The organism is Kitasatospora griseola (assembly GCF_044999035.1).
GTDB lineage: Bacteria > Actinomycetota > Actinomycetes > Streptomycetales > Streptomycetaceae > Kitasatospora > Kitasatospora griseola.
The window spans coordinates 6,838,836-6,860,181 of the sequence record NZ_CP173360.1 but is presented as its reverse complement, the minus strand read 5'-3'; the positions used below and the strand labels follow the sequence as shown (position 1 = coordinate 6,860,181).

Below are 21,346 nucleotides of genomic sequence, written 5' to 3'. Positions count from 1 at the left end.
CGGTGTGAATACACGACACTTCCACGCTCGCAGTCCCGCGATCCGCACCGCCCGGCCGCCGTCGGCAGCGCTTCGGCGGCGGCCGCGCGGGCGTGGCGAACGAAGCGGCCGACGCGGTGGAGGGTGACCGGGCCGGCCGTGCGGAGGGCGGTGGGGCCGCCGGGGGCGGTGTCGGCGCGGTGGGCGAGGTCGGTGGTGGAGGTGGGGGCGTGCAGTTCGACGCCGGGGTCACGTCCGGCGTGATGTCGAGCGGGGAGTGTCTCGCGAAGGTCGCCGTGCTGCGGGCCGAACCGGCCGTGTTCGGGTCGGCAGCCTCCGACCCGACGGTCTCCCGCCTTTCGCCGCCCCCGACGGCAAGGCCCCAAAAGTCTTCCGTGCCGCGCGAGTTGAGCCCCGCCGGCACGCGTCGCGGCCGCGAAGCGCCCGGTGCCGGCGGGACTGCGACCGTGGACCTCGACCAAGGTGCCGGCGATCGCGCACTCGGGCGAGGAGTACGCCGCACCGACCCTCTGACGCGACGTCACCCGAGCGGACCGATCCACCACCCGGCCCGAGCACGCCGTACGAGGCCGTGCGCGGGAACGGACTCCACCGGGCGGGTGCGGGCCGCCCGGTGGAGTCCGGCCGTCACTGGGTCAGCAGCTTCTCCAGGACGTCCGCCGCCTTCGACGCGCCGCCCGCGCCGCGGACGACCCGGCTCAGGGCCGCCGCCCGGGGGCGGTAGGCCCGGACGGACCGGACGGCGTCGCGCAGGCCCTGGACGGTCGGGTCGGTGAGTGTCCTGCCGACCTGCAGTTCCTCCGCCCGCCGGGCGATCGCCTGCTGTTCCGGGATCTGCGGGACCGCCACGAAGGGCACCCCGTGGTACAGGGACTCCATGGTCGAGTTCATCCCGGCGTGGCTCAGGAACACCTCGGTGTGCCGCAGCACCGCGATCTGCGGCACCTGCGCGTGCACTTCGACGTTCGCCGGGATCGGGCCCAGCGACTGCCGGTCCAGCCCGCCCACGGCCATGACGACCTGCCAGTCGCTGTCCCCGAACGCCTCGATGCAGGTCCGGTAGAACTCGGGCCGGTCGTTGAAGACGGTTCCCAGCGAGATCAGCAGCACCGGGCCCGGCGACCGGGGGCTCCACTCCCCGGCGGTCTGCCGGCTGCTCAGCGACGGCCCGACGAAGTGGAAGCGCTCGTCGAAGGTGTCCCCCGCCAGCTGGAACTCGCGGGGGACGAACACCAGGCTCGTCGGGGGCACGTGGCCGAACATCAGGTTCGGGTCGTCGAGGAAGCTGTGGCCCTGCGCGAACTTCCCCATGTCCTGGATCGCGGCCACCAGCCGGGGGTTGGCGTGGTCGAAGTCGGCCGGCAGGTACACCTGCGCCGCCGAGAAGGACTCGTTCTCCGCGAAGGTCGGCACCAGGGACACCTCCCGCACGTCGAGCAGGTTCGCCAGCATCCTCCCGGTGAAGGTCACCGAGTCGTAGCACACCGCGTCCGGCGGGTCGGCCAGGAAGTGCTCGGCCAGGACGGGGAAGGAGGCCCGCGCGTCGTCGAGGTAGTACTCCATCGTCACGGCGAGCTGCTCCGCCGTGAACTCCCCCCGCGACGCCAGGTCGGGCGGCAGCTCCGAGGGCAGGGTCACCGGCGACGCCCCGGCGGCGACGGCGGCGTCCATGGTGGCCGGACCGGTGGCGTAGCTGACCCGGTGACCGCGCCGGACCAGTTCCTCGACCAGCGGCAGGGTCGGGTTCACGTGCCCGGACGCGGGTGCGCTCACGAAGGCGAAATGGGCCATCAGCTCTCCTCCAGGATGACCGGCAGGGTCTTGTGACCGTTGGTGAAGAAGGAACCCAGCGGCTCGAGTTCGGACGACGGGACGGCCAGCCGCAGCCCGGGGAACCGGGAGAACAGCGCGGACAACGCCGTCGTCGCCTCCAGCTTCGCCAGCGGGCTGCCGAGGCAGAAGTGCACGCCGTGCCCGAAGGTGAGGTGGTCGGACCGCGACGACCGGGTGACGGAGAAGTCCTCCGCGTCGGCCCCGTGCTGCGCCGGGTCGCGGCCGGCCGCGCCGAAGGACAGCAGGATCGCCTCGCCCTTGCGGATCTGCACGCCGTCCACGGAGATGTCCTCCACGGCGTACCGCAGCGGCAGGTTCGGCACCGGCGCCTGCCAGCGCAGGGTCTCGTCCACCACGTCCTCCCACGTGCTGGCGCCGGAGCGGACCAGGTCGAGCTGGGACGGGTGGGTGGCCAGCGCGTGGACGGCGTGGTCGAGCAGGTTGACGGTCGTCTCGAAGCCGGCGGAGATGGTCAGCAGCAGGGTGTCCAGCAGCTCCCGCTCGGACAGTCGGGTGCCGTCCGCCTCCTGCGCGGCGATCAGGTCGCTGGTCATGTCGTCGCCGGGGTTGCTCCGCTTGGCGGCCACGAGTTCCTTGAGCAGCAGGTACAGCTCGCCGGAGGCGGCCTGCACGCCCGTCGGGTCCGCGTCGAGGCTGAACACCGCGTCCACCAGTCGCCGCAGGTCCGCGCCCGTCTGCGGGGTCACCCCGAACAGGTCGGTGATGACCTGGATCGGCAGCGGGAACGCGAACCGTGCGCGCAGGTCGACCGGCTCCCCCGGCGGCACCGCGGCCAGCTCTTCGATCAGCCCGGCCGTGATCTCCTCGATGCGCGGCCGCATCGCCTCGATCCGGCGCGGGGTGAACGCCTTGGCCACCAGGCTGCGCAGCCGGGTGTGGTCGGCCCCGTAGGCGGTGAACATGTTCTGCAGCGCGACCCACATGATCAGCGGCCAGTCCGGCGGGACGTCGCCGTCGCGCCACATCGGCCAGTGCTTGTTCGCGTCCTTGGACACCTTCGGGTCGAGCAGCAGCTTCTTCGCCAGGTCGTGCCCGGTGACGGCCCAGGCCGACACGCCGCCGGGCAGTTCGACGCGGGTGGCCGGGCCGCGCTCGCGCAGGGCGGCGGCCTCGCCGAAGATGTCGCCGCCCGAGGCGTCGATGACGTACGCGTCGGCGGGCGGGGCCTGCACGCGCACCGGCTCGGTGAAGGTGGTGGCGGTACGGGGCTTGGGCGGCTCGGTGACCTCCAGCAGGGCCGCGGTGAACCGCGAGCCCATGCCGAGGCCGATCGACATGATGGTGTCGCCGGACTTCAGGCTCTCGTCGTGCAGCAGGTGGTCGATGCCGAGCAGCTGGTCGCACGGCCCGACGTGGCCGAGCTCGCGCAGCATCGGCCAGGTGGTGCGGCTCAGGTCGATGCCGAGCGGCTCCAGCACGACGACCTCCAGCTGGGCCAGGCCCAGACCGGTGACGACGAACCTGGTGATGTCGGCGATGTCGACGCCGCCCTCCTTGGCCGCCTGCTCGACCGCGGAGACCAGCGCCCCGCTCATCAGCGTCAGGTACGGGGCCAGGCCGGTGACCTCGATCGGCGTACGGTCGCGGTGGCCCGCCGGGTCCGGGATCGTCGGGGCCGCGAGGACCTCCATCTGGGTCGCGGAGCTGTTGGCGGTCGCGATCAGCCGCGCCCGGCCGCCCTCGCGGTTGAGCACGGCCGCGACCGCGCCGTCGGCCAGGAAGATCCCGATGGTGGGCTGCCAGCGCTCCCACCGCGGCGGCAGGAACCGGGCGGTGGCCGTGACCAGGGTCGCGGTCGCGGCCGGGTCGGCCACCAGGTGCGCGGCGGCGGACTGCAGCGCGGCCGAGCCGCCGTTGCTGGTCGCCTCGACCTCGTAGACCAGGGCGTGGCCGAGGCCGAGGACGCGCTGCAGGTGGCAGGAGGACGCCCGGTGGTCCTGGTGGTCCATCTGGGCGTAGGCGGCCATCGAGATGTCGGCGCCGGTGAGACCGGACTCGCGCAGGGCTCCGATCGCCGCGTGCACGGCCATCCCGTGCTCGGTGACGTCCTCGGAGCGGGTGAACGACACGAAGTCCGACAGCGCGAGCAGCCGCCGCATGGTCTCGGTGTCCGGCACGGCCTCCGTGGCGGGCGTGCGAGGCGGCAGGTACCGCCCCGTTCCACCGATGTAAACGTTGTCCCAGATCATGCGTAGTCCTTTCCCCTGAGTTCGGACAGCCCGGCCCCGTATCCGGTGAAGTCGAGAAGCCACGTGCTGATGGCCAGCGCCGTGGCCGCGGAGTGCTCCTCCAGCACGGTGAAGTGGTCGCCCGGGACGGTGAGCACCTCCTGGGCGGTGGTGGACAGCCGGGGCCACGAGCGGTTCCCGGTGCCCACCAGCAGCACCGGCGCGGTGACGGGCTCCGGGGCGCCGGCCAGGTCGAGGTAGCGGCCCATGGCCACCAGCCGCTCGTCGTCGACCGGCTGGACCTGGTGGCCGGCGTCGAGCATGCCGGTGAGCACGCCCGGCAGGTCGTCGGGGTAGCCGTCGATGAGCACCACGGCGCTGGGCCGGGCCCCCCGCCGTTCCAGTTCCCCGGCGGTCGCCAGCGCCAGCCACGCGCCCACCGAACGGCCGACCAGCACCGGCGCGGCGACGACCGACGCGGCGTCGGCGAGTGCCTGGACCAGGACGTCGGCGTCCGCGGGCAGCGGGTCGCCGGCGAAGCCCGGCAGGGTGACCGCCGTGACGTCGCGGGCGGCCTCCAGCGCCGCGCCGAACCGCCGGTACTCCTCGACGCCGCCGGACGCCAGCGCGGACGGCAGGCAGACCAGCGACGGCTGGAGGAAGCCGGCCGCGAGGGCGACCGTCTCGACCTTGGGCGCGTCGGTGGCCTCGCTCAGCCGGGACGCCGTGGCCAGCAGGTCGAGGCCGTCCTGTGCGCGGCCCACGTCGACGGCCTTGCGCAGCAGGCGCTCCATCGGCCCGGCCACCCGGTTCTCCGGCGAGCACAGCTGCCCGTAGAGGTGGTTGACCAGCTGTTCGGGCGTCGGGAAGTCGAAGACCAGGGTCGCCGGGAGCTGGAGCCCGGTGGCCGCGTTGAGCTGGTTGCGCAGCTCGATGGCGGTCAGCGAGTCGACGCCGTGGTCCCGGAACAGCTGACGCGGGTCGTCGATCCCGCCGGGGGCCATCCCGAGGATGCTCGCGCTGTGCCGGACGACCAGGTCGAGCAGCAGGGCGCGCTGCTCGGGCTCGGGCAGGGCTTCGAGCCCGGCCCGCAGGTCGTCGGGGCCGGTCGCCGGGGCCGGCGCGCGCCGCGTCCGGGCGAGTCCGCGCAGCAGCGCGGGCGGGGTGTCGATCGCCGCGAGGTCGAGGCGGACCGGCACCAGCGCCGGACGTCCGCCGGCCAGGGCGGTGTCGAACAGGTCGAGGGCCTGCTCGGTGCCCAGCGGCAGCATCCCGGTCCGCGCCAGCCGGCGGTGGTCGGCCTCCTTCAGGTTCCCGGTGATGCCGCTGGACTCGGCCCACTGGCCCCAGGCCAGCGAGGTGGCCGGGAGACCGCGCGCGTGCCGGTGCTCGGCGAGCCCGTCGAGGAACGCGTTCGCGGCGGCGTAGTTGGCCTGCCCGGGGGCGCCGAACACTCCGGACGCCGAGGAGAACAGCACGAACGCCCGCAGGTCCAGGTGCTCGGTGGCCTCGTGCAGGTGCCATCCGGCATCGGCCTTCGCGTGCAGCACGGTGTCGATCTGCTCCGGTGTCATCGATCCCACCAGGGCGTCGTCGACGACCCCGGCGGCGTGCACGACGACCCGCAGGTCGGGGATCGAGGCGACGAGGTCCCGCACGGCCTCCCGGTCGCCGGCGTCGCAGGCGACCACGGTGAGGGCGTCGCCCAGCTCCTCCCGGAGCCCGGGCGGCTCGACGCCGCGGCGGCCGGCGAGCACCACGTGCCGGACGCCGTGCCGCGCGACCAGGTGCCGGGCGACCAGGACGCCGAGGGTGCCGGTGCCGCCGGTGATCAGTGCGGTGCCGTCCAGCGGCGCGCCGTCCAGTGGCCCGGCCGCGGCCGCCCTCACCAGCCTCGGAACCAGGGCGGTTCCGTCGCGCAACTGGATCTCGGGCTCGCCGTCGCTCACGGCGGCCCGCACCGCGGCGGGGATCGCCCGTCGGGACGCGGCCGTGCCGTCGTGCCGGACGGTCAGGATCCGCCCGGGGTTCTCGCTGTGCGCGCTGCGCAGGAAGCCGCGGGCGGCGGCCGAGGCCGGGTCGTCGCCGGTGAGGACGACGAGCCGGGCCGGTGTGTCGGTGGCCAGGAACTCCCGGACCGTGCCGAGCAGTTCGCGGGTCACCGCATGGGCGGCCGCGACCGGCTCGCCCTCGCCGACGGCCTCGTGGAGGACTGTCTCGGTGTCCGGGCCGTCCGGTGCCGCCATCGGCGTCCAGTCGACGGCGAACAGTGTGTTCGGCCGACGCCCGGCCCCGCGACCCGCCGCTTCGACGGGCCGCAGGACGATCTCGTCGATGCTCACGACCGGCGTCCCGGCGGTGTCGGTGATCCGCACCGCGTAGGTGTCCGGCCCGGTCGGGTGCAGCACCACGCGGCCCGTCGCGGCCGACCCGGTGACCGACACGCCGGAGAACGAGAAGGGCATCCGCGCCGGGCTGCCGCCGCCGTCCTCGGCGGCGAGGCCGGCGAGCAGGGTCAGCGGCTGGATGGCGGCGTCCAGGAGCGCGGGGTGGACGCGGTAGCCGGTGAGCTGCGCGGGGTCCGCCGGGAACCTCACCTCGGCGTGCAGGTCCTCGCCGTGCCGCCGAATTCCGGTGAGCCCCTGGAAGGTCGGCCCGTAGTCGTAGCCGGCTTCGGCGAGCCGGTCGTAGAGCGAGCCGATGTCGATCGTTACGGCCTCGCCGTCGTCCGCCCCGGGCGCCTCCGTCCGGTCGGGCCGGGTCGTCGACGGACTCAGCACGCCGGTCGCGTGGCGGGTCCACTCGTCGGGCTCCGCGGAGGTGCGGGAGTGGACGGTGACGGGCCGGCGTCCGGTGTCGTCGGGCGCGCCGACGGTGACCTGCACGTGCACGCCGTCGTGCTCGGACAGCACGAGCGGCGCCTCCAGGACCAGCTCGGACAGCACGGGGCTGGCCGTGTGCTCGCCGGCCTGGAGGGCCAGGTCCACGAACGCCATCCCGGGCAGCAGCGTCGAACCGAGCACGGTGTGCTCGGCCAGCCACGGGTGGACGGACGCGGAGAGCTTTCCGGTCAGCACCACGCCCTGCCCGTCGGGGAGCTTCACCAGCGACCGCAGCAGCGGGTGGTCCGGCGTGTCGAGGCCCTCCGACGGGGTGGTGGGCTGGAGCCAGTAGTGCTGGTGCTGGAAGGCGTACGAGGGCACCCGCACGCCCGCCGTGGTGGCCGCGGGCGGCGTCCAGCGCATCGCACCGTCCGCCCACAACCGCCCCAGACCTGCGAACAACCGCTCCGGGGAATCACCACCGCGCCGCATCAACCCGTTCCCCACCAGCACCGGATGCGGACCGACCTCCACGAACCCCGAAACGCCCTGGCCCGTCAGCCACTCCACGGCGTCGGCGAACCGCACCGGCTCGCGGACCTGCCGCACCCAGTACCCGGGCTCGCCCATGTCCACCGGGCACCCGGTCAGGGTGGAGACCACCGGGATCACCGGCTCACCGAACGACAGACCCGCCGCCACCCGGCCCAGCTCCCCCAGCACCGGATCCATCCGCGCCGAATGGAACGCGTGACTGACCTCCAGCCGCCGCACCCGACGCCCACGCCCCCACCACACCTCCGAGACCGCCGCGACCGCCGCCTCGTCCCCCGACACCACCACCGCATCCGCCGCGTTGACCGCCGCCACCTCCGCGCCCGGCACCAACGACCCCACGACCTCTGCCACCGACGCCTGGAGCGACACCATCGCCCCACCACCCGGCAACTCCTGCATCAACCGGCCACGCGCACCCACCAGCGCACACGCATCCTCCAGACTCAAAACACCCGCCACATGCGCCGCCGCCACCTCGCCGACCGAATGCCCGACCACGAAGTCCGGCCGCACACCCAACGACTCCACCAGCCGGAACAGCGCCACCTCCAGCGCGAACACGCTGCCCTGGGTGAACAGCGTCTCCCCGAGAACTCCTTCCTCGTCCTCGAACAACACCTCCACCGGCAACCCCAACAGCCCGCACGCTTCGTCCAACACCCGCGCGAACACCGGGAACTCGCGATACAGACCACGCCCCATCCCCGCCCACTGACCACCCTGACCGGAGAACACGAACGCCGACCTACCCGCATCACGGGCCTCGCCGGTCACCAGCCCGGGATGTGCCTCCCCGCGCACCAGGGCCGCCAGGGCCTCCGGTCCGGTCAGCACGGCCCGGTGGACGAACCGGGTCCGCGCGGCGAGCGCGGCGCCGATCCCGTCCGTATCGGGGGCCTTGGCCGCGTACGCCTGCAACCTGCGGGCCTGGTCGCGCAGGGCCTGCTCGGACTTGGCCGACAGCAGCCACGGCACCATGACCGCAGGAGCGGGCTCGGGAGCAGGGGACTCGGGCAACGGTTCTTCGGCCGGTGCTTCCAGGATCACGTGCGCGTTCGTGCCGCTGATGCCGAACGCCGAGATGCCCGCGCGGCGGGGACGCCCCGTCTCCGGCCACGGCCGGGCCTCGGTGAGCAGCGAGACCCGGCCCGCCGACCAGTCGACGTGCGAGGTCGGCTCGTCGACATGCAGCGTCGGCGGCAGTTCACCGTGCCGCATCGCCATCACCATCTTGATCACACCGGCCACACCGGCGGCGGCCTGCGTGTGGCCGATGTTGGACTTAACCGACCCCAGCCACAGCGGCTCGTCCCGATCGCGGCCGTAGGTCGCCAACAGCGCCTGCGCCTCGATGGGGTCGCCGAGGGTGGTGCCGGTGCCGTGCGCCTCCACCGCGTCCACCTCGGACGGCTCCAACCCGGCATTGGCGAGGGCCTGGCGGATGACACGTTCCTGGGAGGGGCCGTTCGGCGCGGTCAGGCCGTTGCTGGCCCCGTCCTGGTTCACCGCGCTTCCCGCGACGACCGCCAGCACCCGGTGGCCGTTGCGGCGGGCGTCCGACAGCCGCTCCAGCAGCACCAGACCGGCGCCCTCGCCCCACGCCGTGCCGTCGGCAGCCTCGGCGAACGCCTTCACCCGGCCGTCGGTGGCGAGCCCCCGCTGGCGGGAGAAGTCGATGAAGGCGGCGGGTGTCGCCATGACGGTCACACCGCCGGCCAGCGCCAGCGAGCACTCACCCGAGCGCAGCGCCTGCGCCGCCAGGTGGATCGCCACCAGCGACGACGAACACGCCGTGTCCACCGACACCGCCGGACCCTCCAGCCCCAGCAGGTACGACACCCGCCCGGAGGTCACACTCGTCGCCGTGCCGGTGGCCACATAGCCGTCCGCGTCGCGCGAGATCTGGTCCACTCCGCCCGCGTAGCCGGATGCCCAGATGCCGGTGAAGACGCCCGTCCGGCTGCCCCGCAACGACGTCGGATCGATCCCCGCGTCCTCGAACGTCTCCCACACGGTCTCCAGCAGCACCCGCTGCTGCGGATCCATCGCCAACGCCTCACGCGGCGAGATCCCGAAGAACGCGGCATCGAAGCCACCCGCGTCCGCCAGAAAAGCGCCCGACCGCGTGTACGAAGTCCCGGGAGCGCCGGCCGGATCGTAAAGACGACCCACGTCCCACCCACGATCCGACGGGAAGTCGCCCACCGCATCGACCCCACCCGACACCAGACCCCACAACTCCTGCGCCGAGCCCACCCCACCCGGGTACCGGGCACCCAGCCCGACCACCACCACCGGATCGTCCGACACCGGCACCCCGACCGGCACGGGCGCGACCGTCCGGCGCTCCATGCCGAGGACCACCTCGCGCAGGTATTCGGCCAGCCGGGCCGGGGTCGGGTGGTCGAAGATCATCGTCGCCGACAGCCGGGTCCCGACCGCCGTGGACAGCCGGTTGCGCAGCTCCACGCCGGTCAGCGAGTCGAAGCCCAGGTCCTTGAAGGCCAGGTCGCCACCGATTGCGTCGTTGCGGCCCAGCACGGCCGAGGCGTGGGTGCTGACCAGGTCGAGCAGGATCTCGCGTTGCCGGGCCTCGGGGAGCGATCCGAGCTCGCCCGCCAGTCCGGTGGTCCGGACCGGTTTGCGGGCGCGTGCCAGCGCGCGCAGCACCGGCCGGTCGCCCAGTGCGGACACCTTGAGCCGGGCCGCGACCACCGCCGGTTCCGCGGTGTCCAGGCCGCCGTCGAACAGCCCGAGTCCGTAGTCGGTCGCCATCGGCAGCAGCCCCGCGCGGGCGAGGCGTTCACCGTCGGCCTCGGACATCTGCCCGGTCAGCCCGCTGGCCTCGGCCCAGTAGCCCCAGGCCAGCGACACGCCCGGCAGCCCCTGGGCACGCCGGTGCGCGGCCAGGCCGTCGAGGTAGGCGTTCGCCGCCGCGTAGTTCGCCTGCCCCGCCGCGCCGAGTGTGCCGGCCGCCGAGGAGAACAGGACGAACGCCGTCAGGTCCAGCCCCCGGGTGAGTTCGTGCAGGTTCCACGCCGCCCGCGCCTTGGGCTCCCAGACCGCGGCAAGACGATCGGGGGTCAGCGACTCCACCACGGCGTCGTCGAGCACGCCGGCGGCATGCACGACCGCGGTCAGCGGATGCGCGGCCGGAATCGAGTCCAGCACCGCCGCCAACGCGTCCCGATCCGCCACGTCACACGCCGCGACGCTCGCCTCCGCGCCCAGCCCCGCCAACTCCTCGCACAACGCCGCCCCGCCACCACTACGACTGACCAGCACCACATGCCGCACACCCCGCTCGACCACCAGATGCCGAGCGACATGACCGCCCAACGTCCCCGTACCACCGGTGATCAACACCGTCCCCGCCGCATCGAAACCCGCCGGAACAGTGAGAACGATCTTCCCGACATGCGCCGCCCGACTCATGAACCGGAAGGCGTCCCGCGCGCGGCGGACGTCCCAGGTGGTGAGCGGTGGCAGGCGCAATTCGCCCGCGCCGAGCAGCCGTACGGCCTCGGCCAGGATCTCCGCCAGCCGCTCCGGTCCCGCGTCGGCCAGGTCGAAGGCCAGCACGCCGGGCCGGATGTCGGCCTTGCCCATCTCCACGAACCGGCCGCCGGGCGCGAGCAGCCGCAGCGAGGCGTCCAGGAACTCGCCGGACAGCGAGTTCAGCACCACGTCGAAGGGTCCGAACCGGTCGGCGAACTCCAAGGTCCGGGACGAGGCGATGCGGTCCTCGTCCAGCCCCAGGGCGCGCAGGGTGTCCCACTTGGCGGGGCTCGCGGTGGCGAACACCTCCGCGCCGCTGTTCAGGGCCAGCTGGACGGCGGCCATGCCCACGCCGCCGGTGCCGGCGTGGATCAGCACCCGGTCTCCGGGGCGCAGTTCGCCGAGGTCGAACAGCCCGTACCAGGCGGTCATGAACGCGATCGGCACACTGGCGGCCTGGGTGAACGTCCACTCGTCGGGGATGCGCACCAGCGCCCGGTGGTCGGCGACGGCCACTCGGCCGAACGCGCCGGGCAGCAGCCCGGCGACCCGGTCGCCCGGCCGCAGGCCGGTGACCTCGGCGCCGACCTCGGTGACGACGCCCGCGCCCTCGCTGCCGAGCAGCGCCGGGTCCGGGTAGACGCCGAGGGCGATCAGAACGTCCCGGAAGTTCAGGCCGGCCGCCCGCACGGCGACGCGCACCTCCCGGGGCCCGAGCGGGGCCTGCTCGTACGGCAGGAAGGCGAGGTCGTCCAGGCTGCCCGTGCCGGTCTGCGTCAGCCGTCCGTCGAGCGCCTCCTCCGGTGCGGTGCGCACGAGCCGGGGCACGTGGACGGCTCCCCGGCGCACCGCCACCTGGTCCTCGTCGCCGACCGACAGGCCGTCGGGCAGCTCGTCGGCGTCCACCAGCACGAATCGGCCGGGGTGCTCGGACTGCGCGGACCGGACCAGGCCCCAGACGGCCGAGGCCTCCGGGTCGTTCACCGCGTCACCGGGAACGACGGCGACCGCGCCCCGGGTGTGCACCACGAGCCGTTCGCCGGGCCCGGCCAGGAAGTCCTGGACGGCCGTCAGCGCCTCGGCGACCGAGCCGGGCGAGACGACGGCGTCGCCGAGCACGCCTTCGGCGGGGGTCAGCGGAATCCATTCGAGGGTGTACAGCGGGCCGCGTTCGGCCATCGGACGGGTGGTCAGCGCCTCGACGGTCGCCACGGGCTCGCCGGACCGGTCCGCCAGGTGGACGGCGTACGTGCCGGGGCGCACCGCCGCCAGCCGCACGCGCGCGGAGGTCACACCGGTGCGGTGGACCGCGATCCCGCCCAGCGAGAACGGCAGCCGCACGTCGCCCTCCGTACCGGCCAGCAGCACCAGCGGCTGCAGGGCGGCGTCCAGCAGGGCCGGATGGACGGAGAACCGGGCCGCGTCCGGGACGGTGACCTCGGCGAACACCTCGTCGCCGCGACGCCACACCGCCTGCACGCCCTGGAAGGCCGGCCCGTACTCGTAGCCCGCCGCGGCGAGCGTGTCGTAGAGCCCGGTGACCGGTTCCGCGCCGGCCGGCGGCCACTGCGTCAGCTCCTGCCCGACCACCGGCTTCCCGCTCACCGTGCCGGTGGCGTTCCGTACCCAGCCGTCCGTACGGGACCGGACGTCGACCGTCCGGCGGCCGGTCTCGTCCGGCTCGCCCACGACGACCTGCACGTCCACCGCGCCGTCGGCGGGCAGCACCAGCGGCGCCTCCAGGACCAGTTCCTCCACTGCCGCCCCGGCCGCGTGCACCACCAGTTCCACGAACGCCGTCGCGGGCAGCAGCACCGTCCCGAGCACGGAATGGTCCGCGAGCCAGGGGTGGGTGGCCAGGGAGAGCCGACCCGTCAGGACCCGCTGCTCGCCCACCTCGACGGCGGCGCCGAGCAGCGGGTGGTCCACCGAGTCGAGCCCGGCCGCGGACACGTCTCCCGCGCCGCCGGCGAGCCAGAACCGCGTCCGCTGGAAGGGGTAGGTGGGCAGCGCGACCGGCTCCCCTTCGGGGAACGGCCACTGCACCGGCACACCCGCGACGAACAGCCGCGCCGCGGCGGCCAGGAACTCGGTCGGGGTGCCGTGGTCGCGGCGCAGCGTCCCGGTCACCACACCCGCCTCGTGCTCCTCCAGCGCAGGCGTGAGCACCGGGTGCGGGCTGATCTCGACGAAGACGGGATCGCTGCCCGAGGCGAGCAGCAGCCGGGTGGTCCGGTCGAACAGCACCGGTTCGCGGAGGTTGCGGTACCAGTAGTCGGCGTCGAGCCCGGCGGTGTCGATCTCCTCGCCGGTCACCGTCGAGAAGAACGGGATCGCCGCCGACCGGGGCGAGATCTCGGCCAGGTCGGTCAGCAACTGCTCGCGGATCGCCTCGACCTGCGCCGAGTGCGCCGCGTAGTTGACGGGCAGTCGGCGGGCGCGGATGCCGCCGGCCTCACAGGCCGTCAGCAGCTCGTCCAGCGCGTCCAGATCGCCCGACACGACGACCGAGCCAGGGGCGTTGACCACCGCCACCGTCAGCCGGCCGTCCCACCGGGCCACGAACTCGGCTGCCTGCTCGTGCCCGAGACCGACCGACACCATCCCGCCCTGGTCGGCCAGGGCGACCAGGGCCTTGCTCCGCAGGGCGACCGCCTTGGCGGCGTCCTCCAACGACAACGCGCCCGCCACGTACGCTGCCGCGATCTCGCCCTGCGAATGCCCGACAACCGCATCCGGCTCCACACCGTGCGCACGCCACAGTGCGGCCAGCGCCACCATGACGGCAAAAAGGGCAGGCTGCACCACATCGACGCGGTCCAGCGAACCGCCGCCGGTCAGCACCTCCACCAACGACCAGTCCGTGTACGGCGCCAACGCCGCATCACACGCATCGATCGCGTCCCGGAACACCGGCTCCGAGCCGTACAACTCCCCACCCATGCCGACCCATTGGGCACCCTGCCCCGGGAACACAAACACCGACCGACCCAACGGACGGACGATCCCGGTCACCAGACCCGGCACCGTGCCACCCGCAGCCAGAGCGTCCAACGCCTCCGCACCGCTCAGCACCGCACGGTGCTCGAACACGGTGCGGGCGGCCAACGCGCCACCGACCGCCGCCGGGCCCACCTCCGGATGTGCGGCGGTGAACGCGGCCAGCCGACGCGCCTGCTCCCGCAGCGCCGCCTCGGACCTGGCCGACAGCACCCACGGCACCAGCCCGCCCGCGGACCCCGCCGAAACCTCGACCGGCTCCTCAGCAGCCGCCTCGATCACCACGTGCGCGTTGGTGCCGCTGATGCCGAACGCGGAGATGCCCGCGCGACGCGGGTGGCCGTTGTCGGGCCAGGGCCGGGCCTCGGTGAGCAGCCGGATGTTGCCGGACTCCCAGTCGACGTGCGAGGTCGGCTCGTCGACATGCAGCGTCGGCGGCAGCTGCCCGTGGCGCATCGCCATCACCATCTTGATCACGCCCGCCACACCGGCGGCCGCCTGGGTGTGCCCGATGTTCGACTTCACCGAACCCAGCCACAACGGCTCCGCCCGGTCCCGGCCGTAGGTCGCCAGGAGTGCCTGGGCCTCGATCGGGTCGCCGAGCGTGGTCCCGGTGCCGTGCGCCTCGACCGCGTCCACGTCCGCCGTCGACAGTCCCGCATTCGCCAGCGCCTGCCGGATGACGCGTTCCTGCGACGGACCGTTCGGCGCCCCGAGGCCGTTGGAGGTGCCGTCCTGGTTCACCGCCGAACCCCGCACCACCGCCAGCACCCGGTGGCCGTTGCGGCGTGCGTCCGACAACCGCTCCAGCAGCAGCAGACCGGCGCCCTCACCCCACGCTGTGCCGTCGGCCGCCTCGGCGAACGCCTTCACCCGGCCGTCGGGGGCCAGGCCGCGCTGGCGTGAGAACTCCGTGAACCCCAGCGGGGTCGCCATCACGGTCACGCCGCCGGCCAGCGCCAGCGAGCACTCGCCCGAGCGCAGCGCCTGCGCCGCCAGGTGCAGGGCCACCAGCGAGGACGAGCAGGCGGTGTCCAGCGAGACCGCCGCGCCCTCCAGCCCCAGCAGGTAGGCGATCCGGCCGGAGGTCACGCTGGTCGCGGCGCCCGTACCGAGGTAGCCCTCGGCGTCGGCGGGTGCCTGGTCGCCGTAGCCGGAGGACCAGATGCCGGTGAACACCCCAGTCTGGCTGCCCCGCAACGACGTCGGATCGATCCCCGCGTCCTCGAACGTCTCCCACGCGGTCTCCAACAACACCCGCTGCTGCGGATCCATCGCCAACGCCTCACGCGGCGAAATACCGAAGAAATCCGCATCGAACCCCGCCGCATCCGCCAGGAAACCACCCGACCGCGTGTACGACGTCCCCGGATGATCCGCATCCGGATGGAACAACCCCTCCACATCCCAACCACGATCCGACGGGAACCCCCCGATCGCATCCACCCCACCCGACACCAGACCCCACAACTCGTCCGGCGACCCCACCCCACCGGGCAACCGACACCCCATACCCACGATCACCACCGGATCGTCCGACACCGCAACCACGACCGGCACCACCGAAGCCACCGCCCCGCCGAGGATCTCGGTCAGCAGGTGCTCGGCGAGTTGCCGCGGGGTGGGGTGGTCGAAGGTGACGGTGGCAGGCAGGCGCAGGCCGGTGGCGGTGTTGAGGCGGTTGCGCAGTTCGACGGAGGTCAGGGAGTCGAAGCCGAGGTCCTTGAACGGCTGCCGGTCCCATCCGGCCCCCGGTTCGCGGTGACCGAGCACGGCGGCAGTGTTGGCGGTGACCAGGTCGAGTGCGGCTCGCAGCCGTTCGGCCTCCGGCAGCGTCCGCAGGCGTTCGGCGATCGCACCGCGCCGGGCCGGGCGCCGGGCCGCCTTGCGGGAGACGAGGCCCTTGAGAGCCGCCGGGGTCGCCGGGGCGCCCGCCATCACGGACAGGTCGAGGCGTACCGGCACCAGCGCGGCCCGGTCCGTGGCCAGGGCCGCGTCGAACAGCGACAGGGCGTGGTCGGTGGCCAGCGGCACGACCCCGGCTCGGGTCAGCCGGTCCTGGTCGGCGTCGGTCAGGTGCCCGGTCATGCCGCTGGCCTCGGCCCAGTAGCCCCAGGCCAGCGAGGTCGCCGGAAGTCCGAGGGCGCGCCGGTGCGCGGCGAGCGCGTCGAGGAAGGTGTTGGCCGCGGCGTAGTTGGCCTGTCCGGGGCTGCCAAGCGTGCCGGCCGCCGAGGAGAACAGGACGAACGCCGTCAGGTCCAGCCCCCGGGTGAGCTCGTGCAGGTTCCACGCCGCCCGCGCCTTCGGCTCCCAGACCGCGGCAAGACGATCAGGGGTCAGCGACTCCACCACGGCGTCGTCGAGCACCCCGGCCGCATGCACGACCGCGGTCAGCGGATGCGCGGCCGGAATCGCCTCCAGCACCGCCGCCAACGCGTCCCGATCCGCCACGTCACAGGCCGCGACCGTCACCTCCGCGCCCAGCCCCGCCAACTCCTCGCACAACGCCGCCCCGCCACCACTACGGCTGACCAGCACCACATGCCGCACACCCCGCTCGACCACCAGATGCCGAGCGACATGACCACCCAACGTCCCCGTACCACCGGTGATCAACACCGTCCCCGCCGCATCGAAACCCGCCGGAACAGAGAGAACGATCTTCCCGACATGCGCCGCCCGACTCATGAACCGGAACACGTCGACCGCGTCCCGGACCCCGCGGACGTCCAACGGCAGCGGCGCGAACCCGCCGTCCGTGAAGGCCTGTACGACGGCGTCGAGGATCTCGCCGAGCCGTTCCGGCCCCGCGTCGGCGATGTCGAACGCCCGGTAGACGATGTCGGGGTGGTCGGCCGCGTCGCGGATGTCGGTCTTGCCCATCTCCACGAACCGGCCGCCGGGCACGAGCAGCCGCAGCGAGGCGTCGACGAACTCGCCGGACAGCGAGTCCAGGACGACGTCCATGCGCGGGAACTTCTGCTCGAACTCCAGGGTGCGCGACGAGGCGATGTGGTCCTCGTCCAGCCCCAGGGCGCGCAGGGTGTCCCACTTGCCGGGGCTCGCGGTGGCGAACACCTCCGCGCCGAGCCGCCGGGCCAGTTGGATCGCCGCCATGCCGACACCGCCGGTGCCGGCGTGGATCAGCACCCGGTGACCGGCCTCCAGCCCGCCCAGGTCGCGCAGGCCGTACCACGCGGTCAGGAACACCACCGGCACCGACGCGGCCCTGGCGAACGACCAGTCGTCGGGCATCCGGGCCAGCAGCCGGTGGTCGGCGACGGTGACCGGGCCGAACGCGCCGGGGACCAGGCCCATGACGCGGTCGCCGGGCCGGAACCGGGCGTCCGGGCCGGTTTCGAGGACGACGCCCGCGCCTTCGCCGCCCATCAGGGCCGCGCCGGGGTAGACGCCGAGGGCGATCAGCACGTCCCGGAAGTTGAGTCCGGCCGCCCGCATGGCGATCCGGACCTGCCCGGGCCCGAGCGGCTCCGTGAGCTCCGGGCGGGGCACCAGCGCCAGGTCGTCGATGCTGCCGGTGCCCGTGTCCTCCAGCCGCCAGGTCCCGTCCGGCGGGGTGAGGCTCGCGCCGACCCGGACCAGGCGGGGGACCCGCAACGCCCCTTGGCGGACCGCCAGTTCCGGCTCGTCCGTGCCGGCGATCAGCGCGGGGTCCCAGGTCGGGTCGGCGTCGACCAGGACGAACCGGTCGGGGTGCTCGGCCCGCGCGCCGCGGACCAGGCCCCAGACCATCGAGTGGTGGAGGCCGACCACGTCACCGGGCGCGGCGGCGACGGCGTTGCGGGTGACGACCGCCAGCCGCGTCCGCTCGCCCGCCAGGTGGTCCCGGATCACGGCGAGTACGCGCTGCGCGCTCTCGTACGCCGCCTCGACGGTGTCCGCCTCGGGCTCCGGCCCGGGCACCTCGTGGACGACCAGGTCGGCAGGGTCGCCGACCGTCGACGCGGGTTCGAGGGGGACCCAGTCGAGTGCGTACAGGCTGTCCGGGACGGTGGTGGCGTCCCGCACGGTCAGCGACGTGATGACCGCGACCGGGGTGCCGTCCGGATCGGCCACGGCCACGGTGTAGGTGTCCGGCCCGGTGGCGGACAGGCGGACGCGCAGCGGCCCGCGGGCCGCGGACCGGATCGCCACCCCGGTGAACGCGAACGGCAGGCCGGTGCGGTCGGTGAGGAACGCCATGGGGTGCAGGGCGGCGTCGAGCAGCGCGGGGTGCAGAGCGAACGGCTCCTCGGCGGGAAGCTCCACCTCGGCGTAGACGGTGTCGCCGACCCGCCGGGCCGCCGTGACGCCCTGGAACGCCGGCCCGTACTCGTAGCCGAGCACGGACAGCGAGTCGTAGAGCCCGTCGACGTCGAGGGGCTCGCCGGCCGACGGCCAGTCCCAGGCGCTCAGCACCGGCTCCTCGCCCAGGGTTCCGGTGGCGTGCCGCACCCACTCGTCGCCGTCGTGCGAGTACACCGTGAGCGGGTTGCGGCCGTCGTCCTCGGGGCCCACGACGACCTGGAGGTGCACCGGGGCGTCGTCGAGGACGAGCGGCGTTTCGAGCACCAGTTCCTCGACCGCGCGGCCGAGCCGGCCGGCCGCGTAGGCCGCCATCTCCGCGAACGCGGTGCCGGGCAGCAGCACGGAGCCCCGCACGGCGTGGTCGGCCAGCCACGGGTGGGTGGCGAGCGAGATCCGTCCGCTGAGCACCGCGCCGTCGGGCAGTTCCACGAACGTGCTGAGCAGGGGGTGGTCGCCCGACACCGTCGGGACGGGCCGCAGCCAGTACGGCTCGCGCTGGAAGGCGTACGTCGGCAGGTCGACGGGCTCGGTGTCGTCCGGGAACCGCCAGTCGACCGGGACACCGTGGACGTACAGGCGGCCGAGCGAGGTGAGGAAGTCGTCCTGGTCGCGCCGGAGCGTGCCGGTGACCAGGGGGTCGGAGCCGTGGTGGTGACCGGTCTCCTCGACGGCGGAGACCAGGACCGGGTGCGGGCTGGCCTCGACGAAGACGGTGTGGCCGTGGTCGAGCAGCGCCCGGGTGGTCCGGTCGAACAGCACGGGTTCGCGGAGGTTGCGGTACCAGTAGTCGGCGTCGAGGACGGCGGTGTCGATCTCCTCGCCGGTCACCGTGGAGTAGAACGGAACGGCCGCGGTCCTCGGCTCGATCCCGGCGAGGTCGGTCAGCAACTGCTCGCGGATCGCCTCGACCTGCGCCGAGTGCGCCGCGTAGTTGACGGGCAGTCGGCGGGCGCGGATGCCGTCGGCCTCACAGGCCGTCAACAGCTCGTCCAGCGCGTCCAGATCGCCCGACACCACCACACTGTCCGCCGAGTTGACCACCGCCACGGTCAGCCGACCGTCCCAACGGGCCACGAACTCGGCGGCCTGCTCATGCCCGAGGCCTATGGAGACCATGCCACCTTGGTCGGCCAACACCGCCAGCGCCCGGCTTCGCAGCGCCACCACCTTCGCGGCGTCCTCCAGGGACAGCGCGCCGGCCACGTACGCCGCCGCGATCTCGCCCTGCGAATGCCCGACAACCGCGTCAGGCTCCACACCGTGAGCGCGCCACAGCTCGGCCAGCGCCACCATGACGGCAAAAAGGGCAGGCTGCACCACATCGACCCGCTCCAACGACCCACCGCCGGTCAACACCTCCACCAACGACCAGTCCGTGTACGGCGCCAACGCCGCATCACACGCATCGATCGCGTCCCGGAACACCGGCTCCGAGCCGTACAACTCCCCACCCATACCGACCCATTGGGCACCCTGCCCCGGGAACACGAACACCGACCGACCCAACGGACGGACGATCCCGGTCACCAGACCCGGCACCGTGCCACCCGCAGCCAGAGCGTCCAACGCCTCCGCACCGCTCAGCACCGCACGGTGCTCGAAACGCGACCGCCCGGCCAACGCCCGACCCACCGCAACCGCGCCGACTCCCGGATGCTCGGCCAGGAACGCCCCCAGCCGACGCGCCTGCTCCCGCAGCGCCACCTCCGACTTCGCCGACAGCATCCACGGCACCACCCCGCCTGCGGACCCCGTCGGAACCTGGACCGGCTCTTCATCGGCCGCCTCGATCACCACGTGCGCGTTGGTGCCGCTGATGCCGAACGCCGACACGCCGGCCCGGCGGGGACGCCCGGTCTCCGGCCACGGCCGGGCCTCGGTGAGCAGCGAGACCCGGCCCGCCGACCAGTCGACGTGCGAGGTCGGCGCGTCCACGTGGAGGGTCGGCGGCAACTGCCCGTGCCGCATCGCCATGACCATCTTGATCACGCCCGCCACACCGGCCGCGGCCTGGGTGTGCCCGATGTTCGACTTCACCGACCCCAGCCACAACGGCTCGTTCCGCCCCTGACCGTAGGTCGCCAGGAGTGCCTGGGCCTCGATGGGGTCGCCGAGAGTGGTCCCGGTGCCGTGGGCCTCCGCCGCGTCCACATCCGCCGTCGACAGTCCCGCATTCGCCAGCGCCTGCCGGATCACCCGCTCCTGCGACGGACCGTTCGGCGCCGCAAGCCCGTTGGACGCGCCGTCCTGGTTCACCGCCGAACCCCGCACCACCGCCAGCACCCGGTGACCGTTGCGACGCGCGTCCGACAACCGCTCCAGCAGCAGCAGACCGGCGCCCTCGCCCCAGCTGGTGCCGTCCGCCGCCTCGGCGAACGCCTTCACCCGGCCGTCGACGGAAAGGCCCCGCTGCCGCGAGAACTCGACGAACCCCGCCGGCGTCGCCATCACGGTCACACCGCCGGCCAGCGCCAGCGAGCACTCCCCCGCCCGCAGCGCCTGCGCCGCCAGGTGGATCGCCACCAACGACGACGAACACGCCGTGTCCACCGACACCGCCGGACCTTCCAGCCCCAGCAGGTACGACACCCGCCCGGACGTGGCGCTGGTGGCGGTTCCGGTGGCGAGAAAACCCTCGAGGTCCGGCGGCGGCTGGTTGCCGTAACCGGAGGACCACAGGCCGGTGAACACGGCTGTTCGGCTGCCGCCGAGCGTGGTCGGGTCGATGCCGGCGTGCTCGAAGGTCTCCCAGGCGGTCTCCAGCAGCACCCGCTGCTGCGGGTCCATGGCGAGCGCCTCGCGCGGCGAGATGCCGAAGAACCCGGCGTCGAAGCCCGCGCCGTCGGCGAGGAAGCCGCCCGACCGGCTGTAGGTCGTGCCCGGCCGGTCCGGGTCGGGGTCGTAGACGACGTCCCAGCCACGGTCCGGCGGGAATTCGGTGATCGCGTCGGCGCCGTCCGAGACGAGCCGCCACAGGCCGTCGGGGGACTCCACCCCGCCCGGGTAGCGGCAGCCCATGCCGATGATCGCGATCGGCTCGCGCGCGGCCTCCTCCATGTCGGCGAGGCGCTTGCTGAGCACTCCCAGGTCGGCCGTGGCGCGCTTGAGGTAGGTACGGAGCTTCTGTTCGTCGGACAT

At 73.6% G+C, this 21,346-nt stretch carries 3 protein-coding genes; all 3 read right to left on the bottom strand.

The window, feature by feature from the left end; translation table 11 throughout:
* Nucleotides 1-627: 627 nt before the first annotated feature.
* Genes ACI1MP_RS30950 through ACI1MP_RS30940 form a run of 3 tightly spaced genes read right to left on the bottom strand, consistent with a single transcriptional unit; the run spans nt 628 to nt 21,346 of the window.
* On the bottom strand, nt 628-1,791 hold the full coding sequence (locus tag ACI1MP_RS30950) for a macrolide family glycosyltransferase (protein ID WP_404869996.1): 1,164 nt from the start codon (nt 1,789-1,791) through the stop codon (nt 628-630).
* The gene (locus tag ACI1MP_RS30945) at nt 1,791-4,043 is read right to left on the bottom strand and encodes a cytochrome P450 (protein ID WP_404869995.1); all 2,253 of its coding nucleotides are present in this window, start codon (nt 4,041-4,043) and stop codon (nt 1,791-1,793) included. The genes ACI1MP_RS30950 and ACI1MP_RS30945 overlap by 1 nt, the downstream gene beginning before the upstream one ends.
* The gene (locus ACI1MP_RS30940; RefSeq protein WP_404869994.1) at nt 4,040-21,346 is read right to left on the bottom strand and encodes an SDR family NAD(P)-dependent oxidoreductase; all 17,307 of its coding nucleotides are present in this window, start codon (nt 21,344-21,346) and stop codon (nt 4,040-4,042) included. Before ACI1MP_RS30940 ends, ACI1MP_RS30945 begins: the two co-directional genes overlap by 4 nt.

Excerpts from the sequence above, each read along its gene's own strand:
- ACI1MP_RS30940 (WP_404869994.1), bottom strand. The coding sequence starts at position 21,346 with ATGTCCGACGAACAGAAGCTCCGTACCTACCTCAAGCGCGCCACGGCC.
- ACI1MP_RS30945 (WP_404869995.1), bottom strand. The coding sequence starts at position 4,043 with ATGATCTGGGACAACGTTTACATCGGTGGAACGGGGCGGTACCTGCCG.
- ACI1MP_RS30950 (WP_404869996.1), bottom strand. The coding sequence starts at position 1,791 with ATGGCCCATTTCGCCTTCGTGAGCGCACCCGCGTCCGGGCACGTGAAC.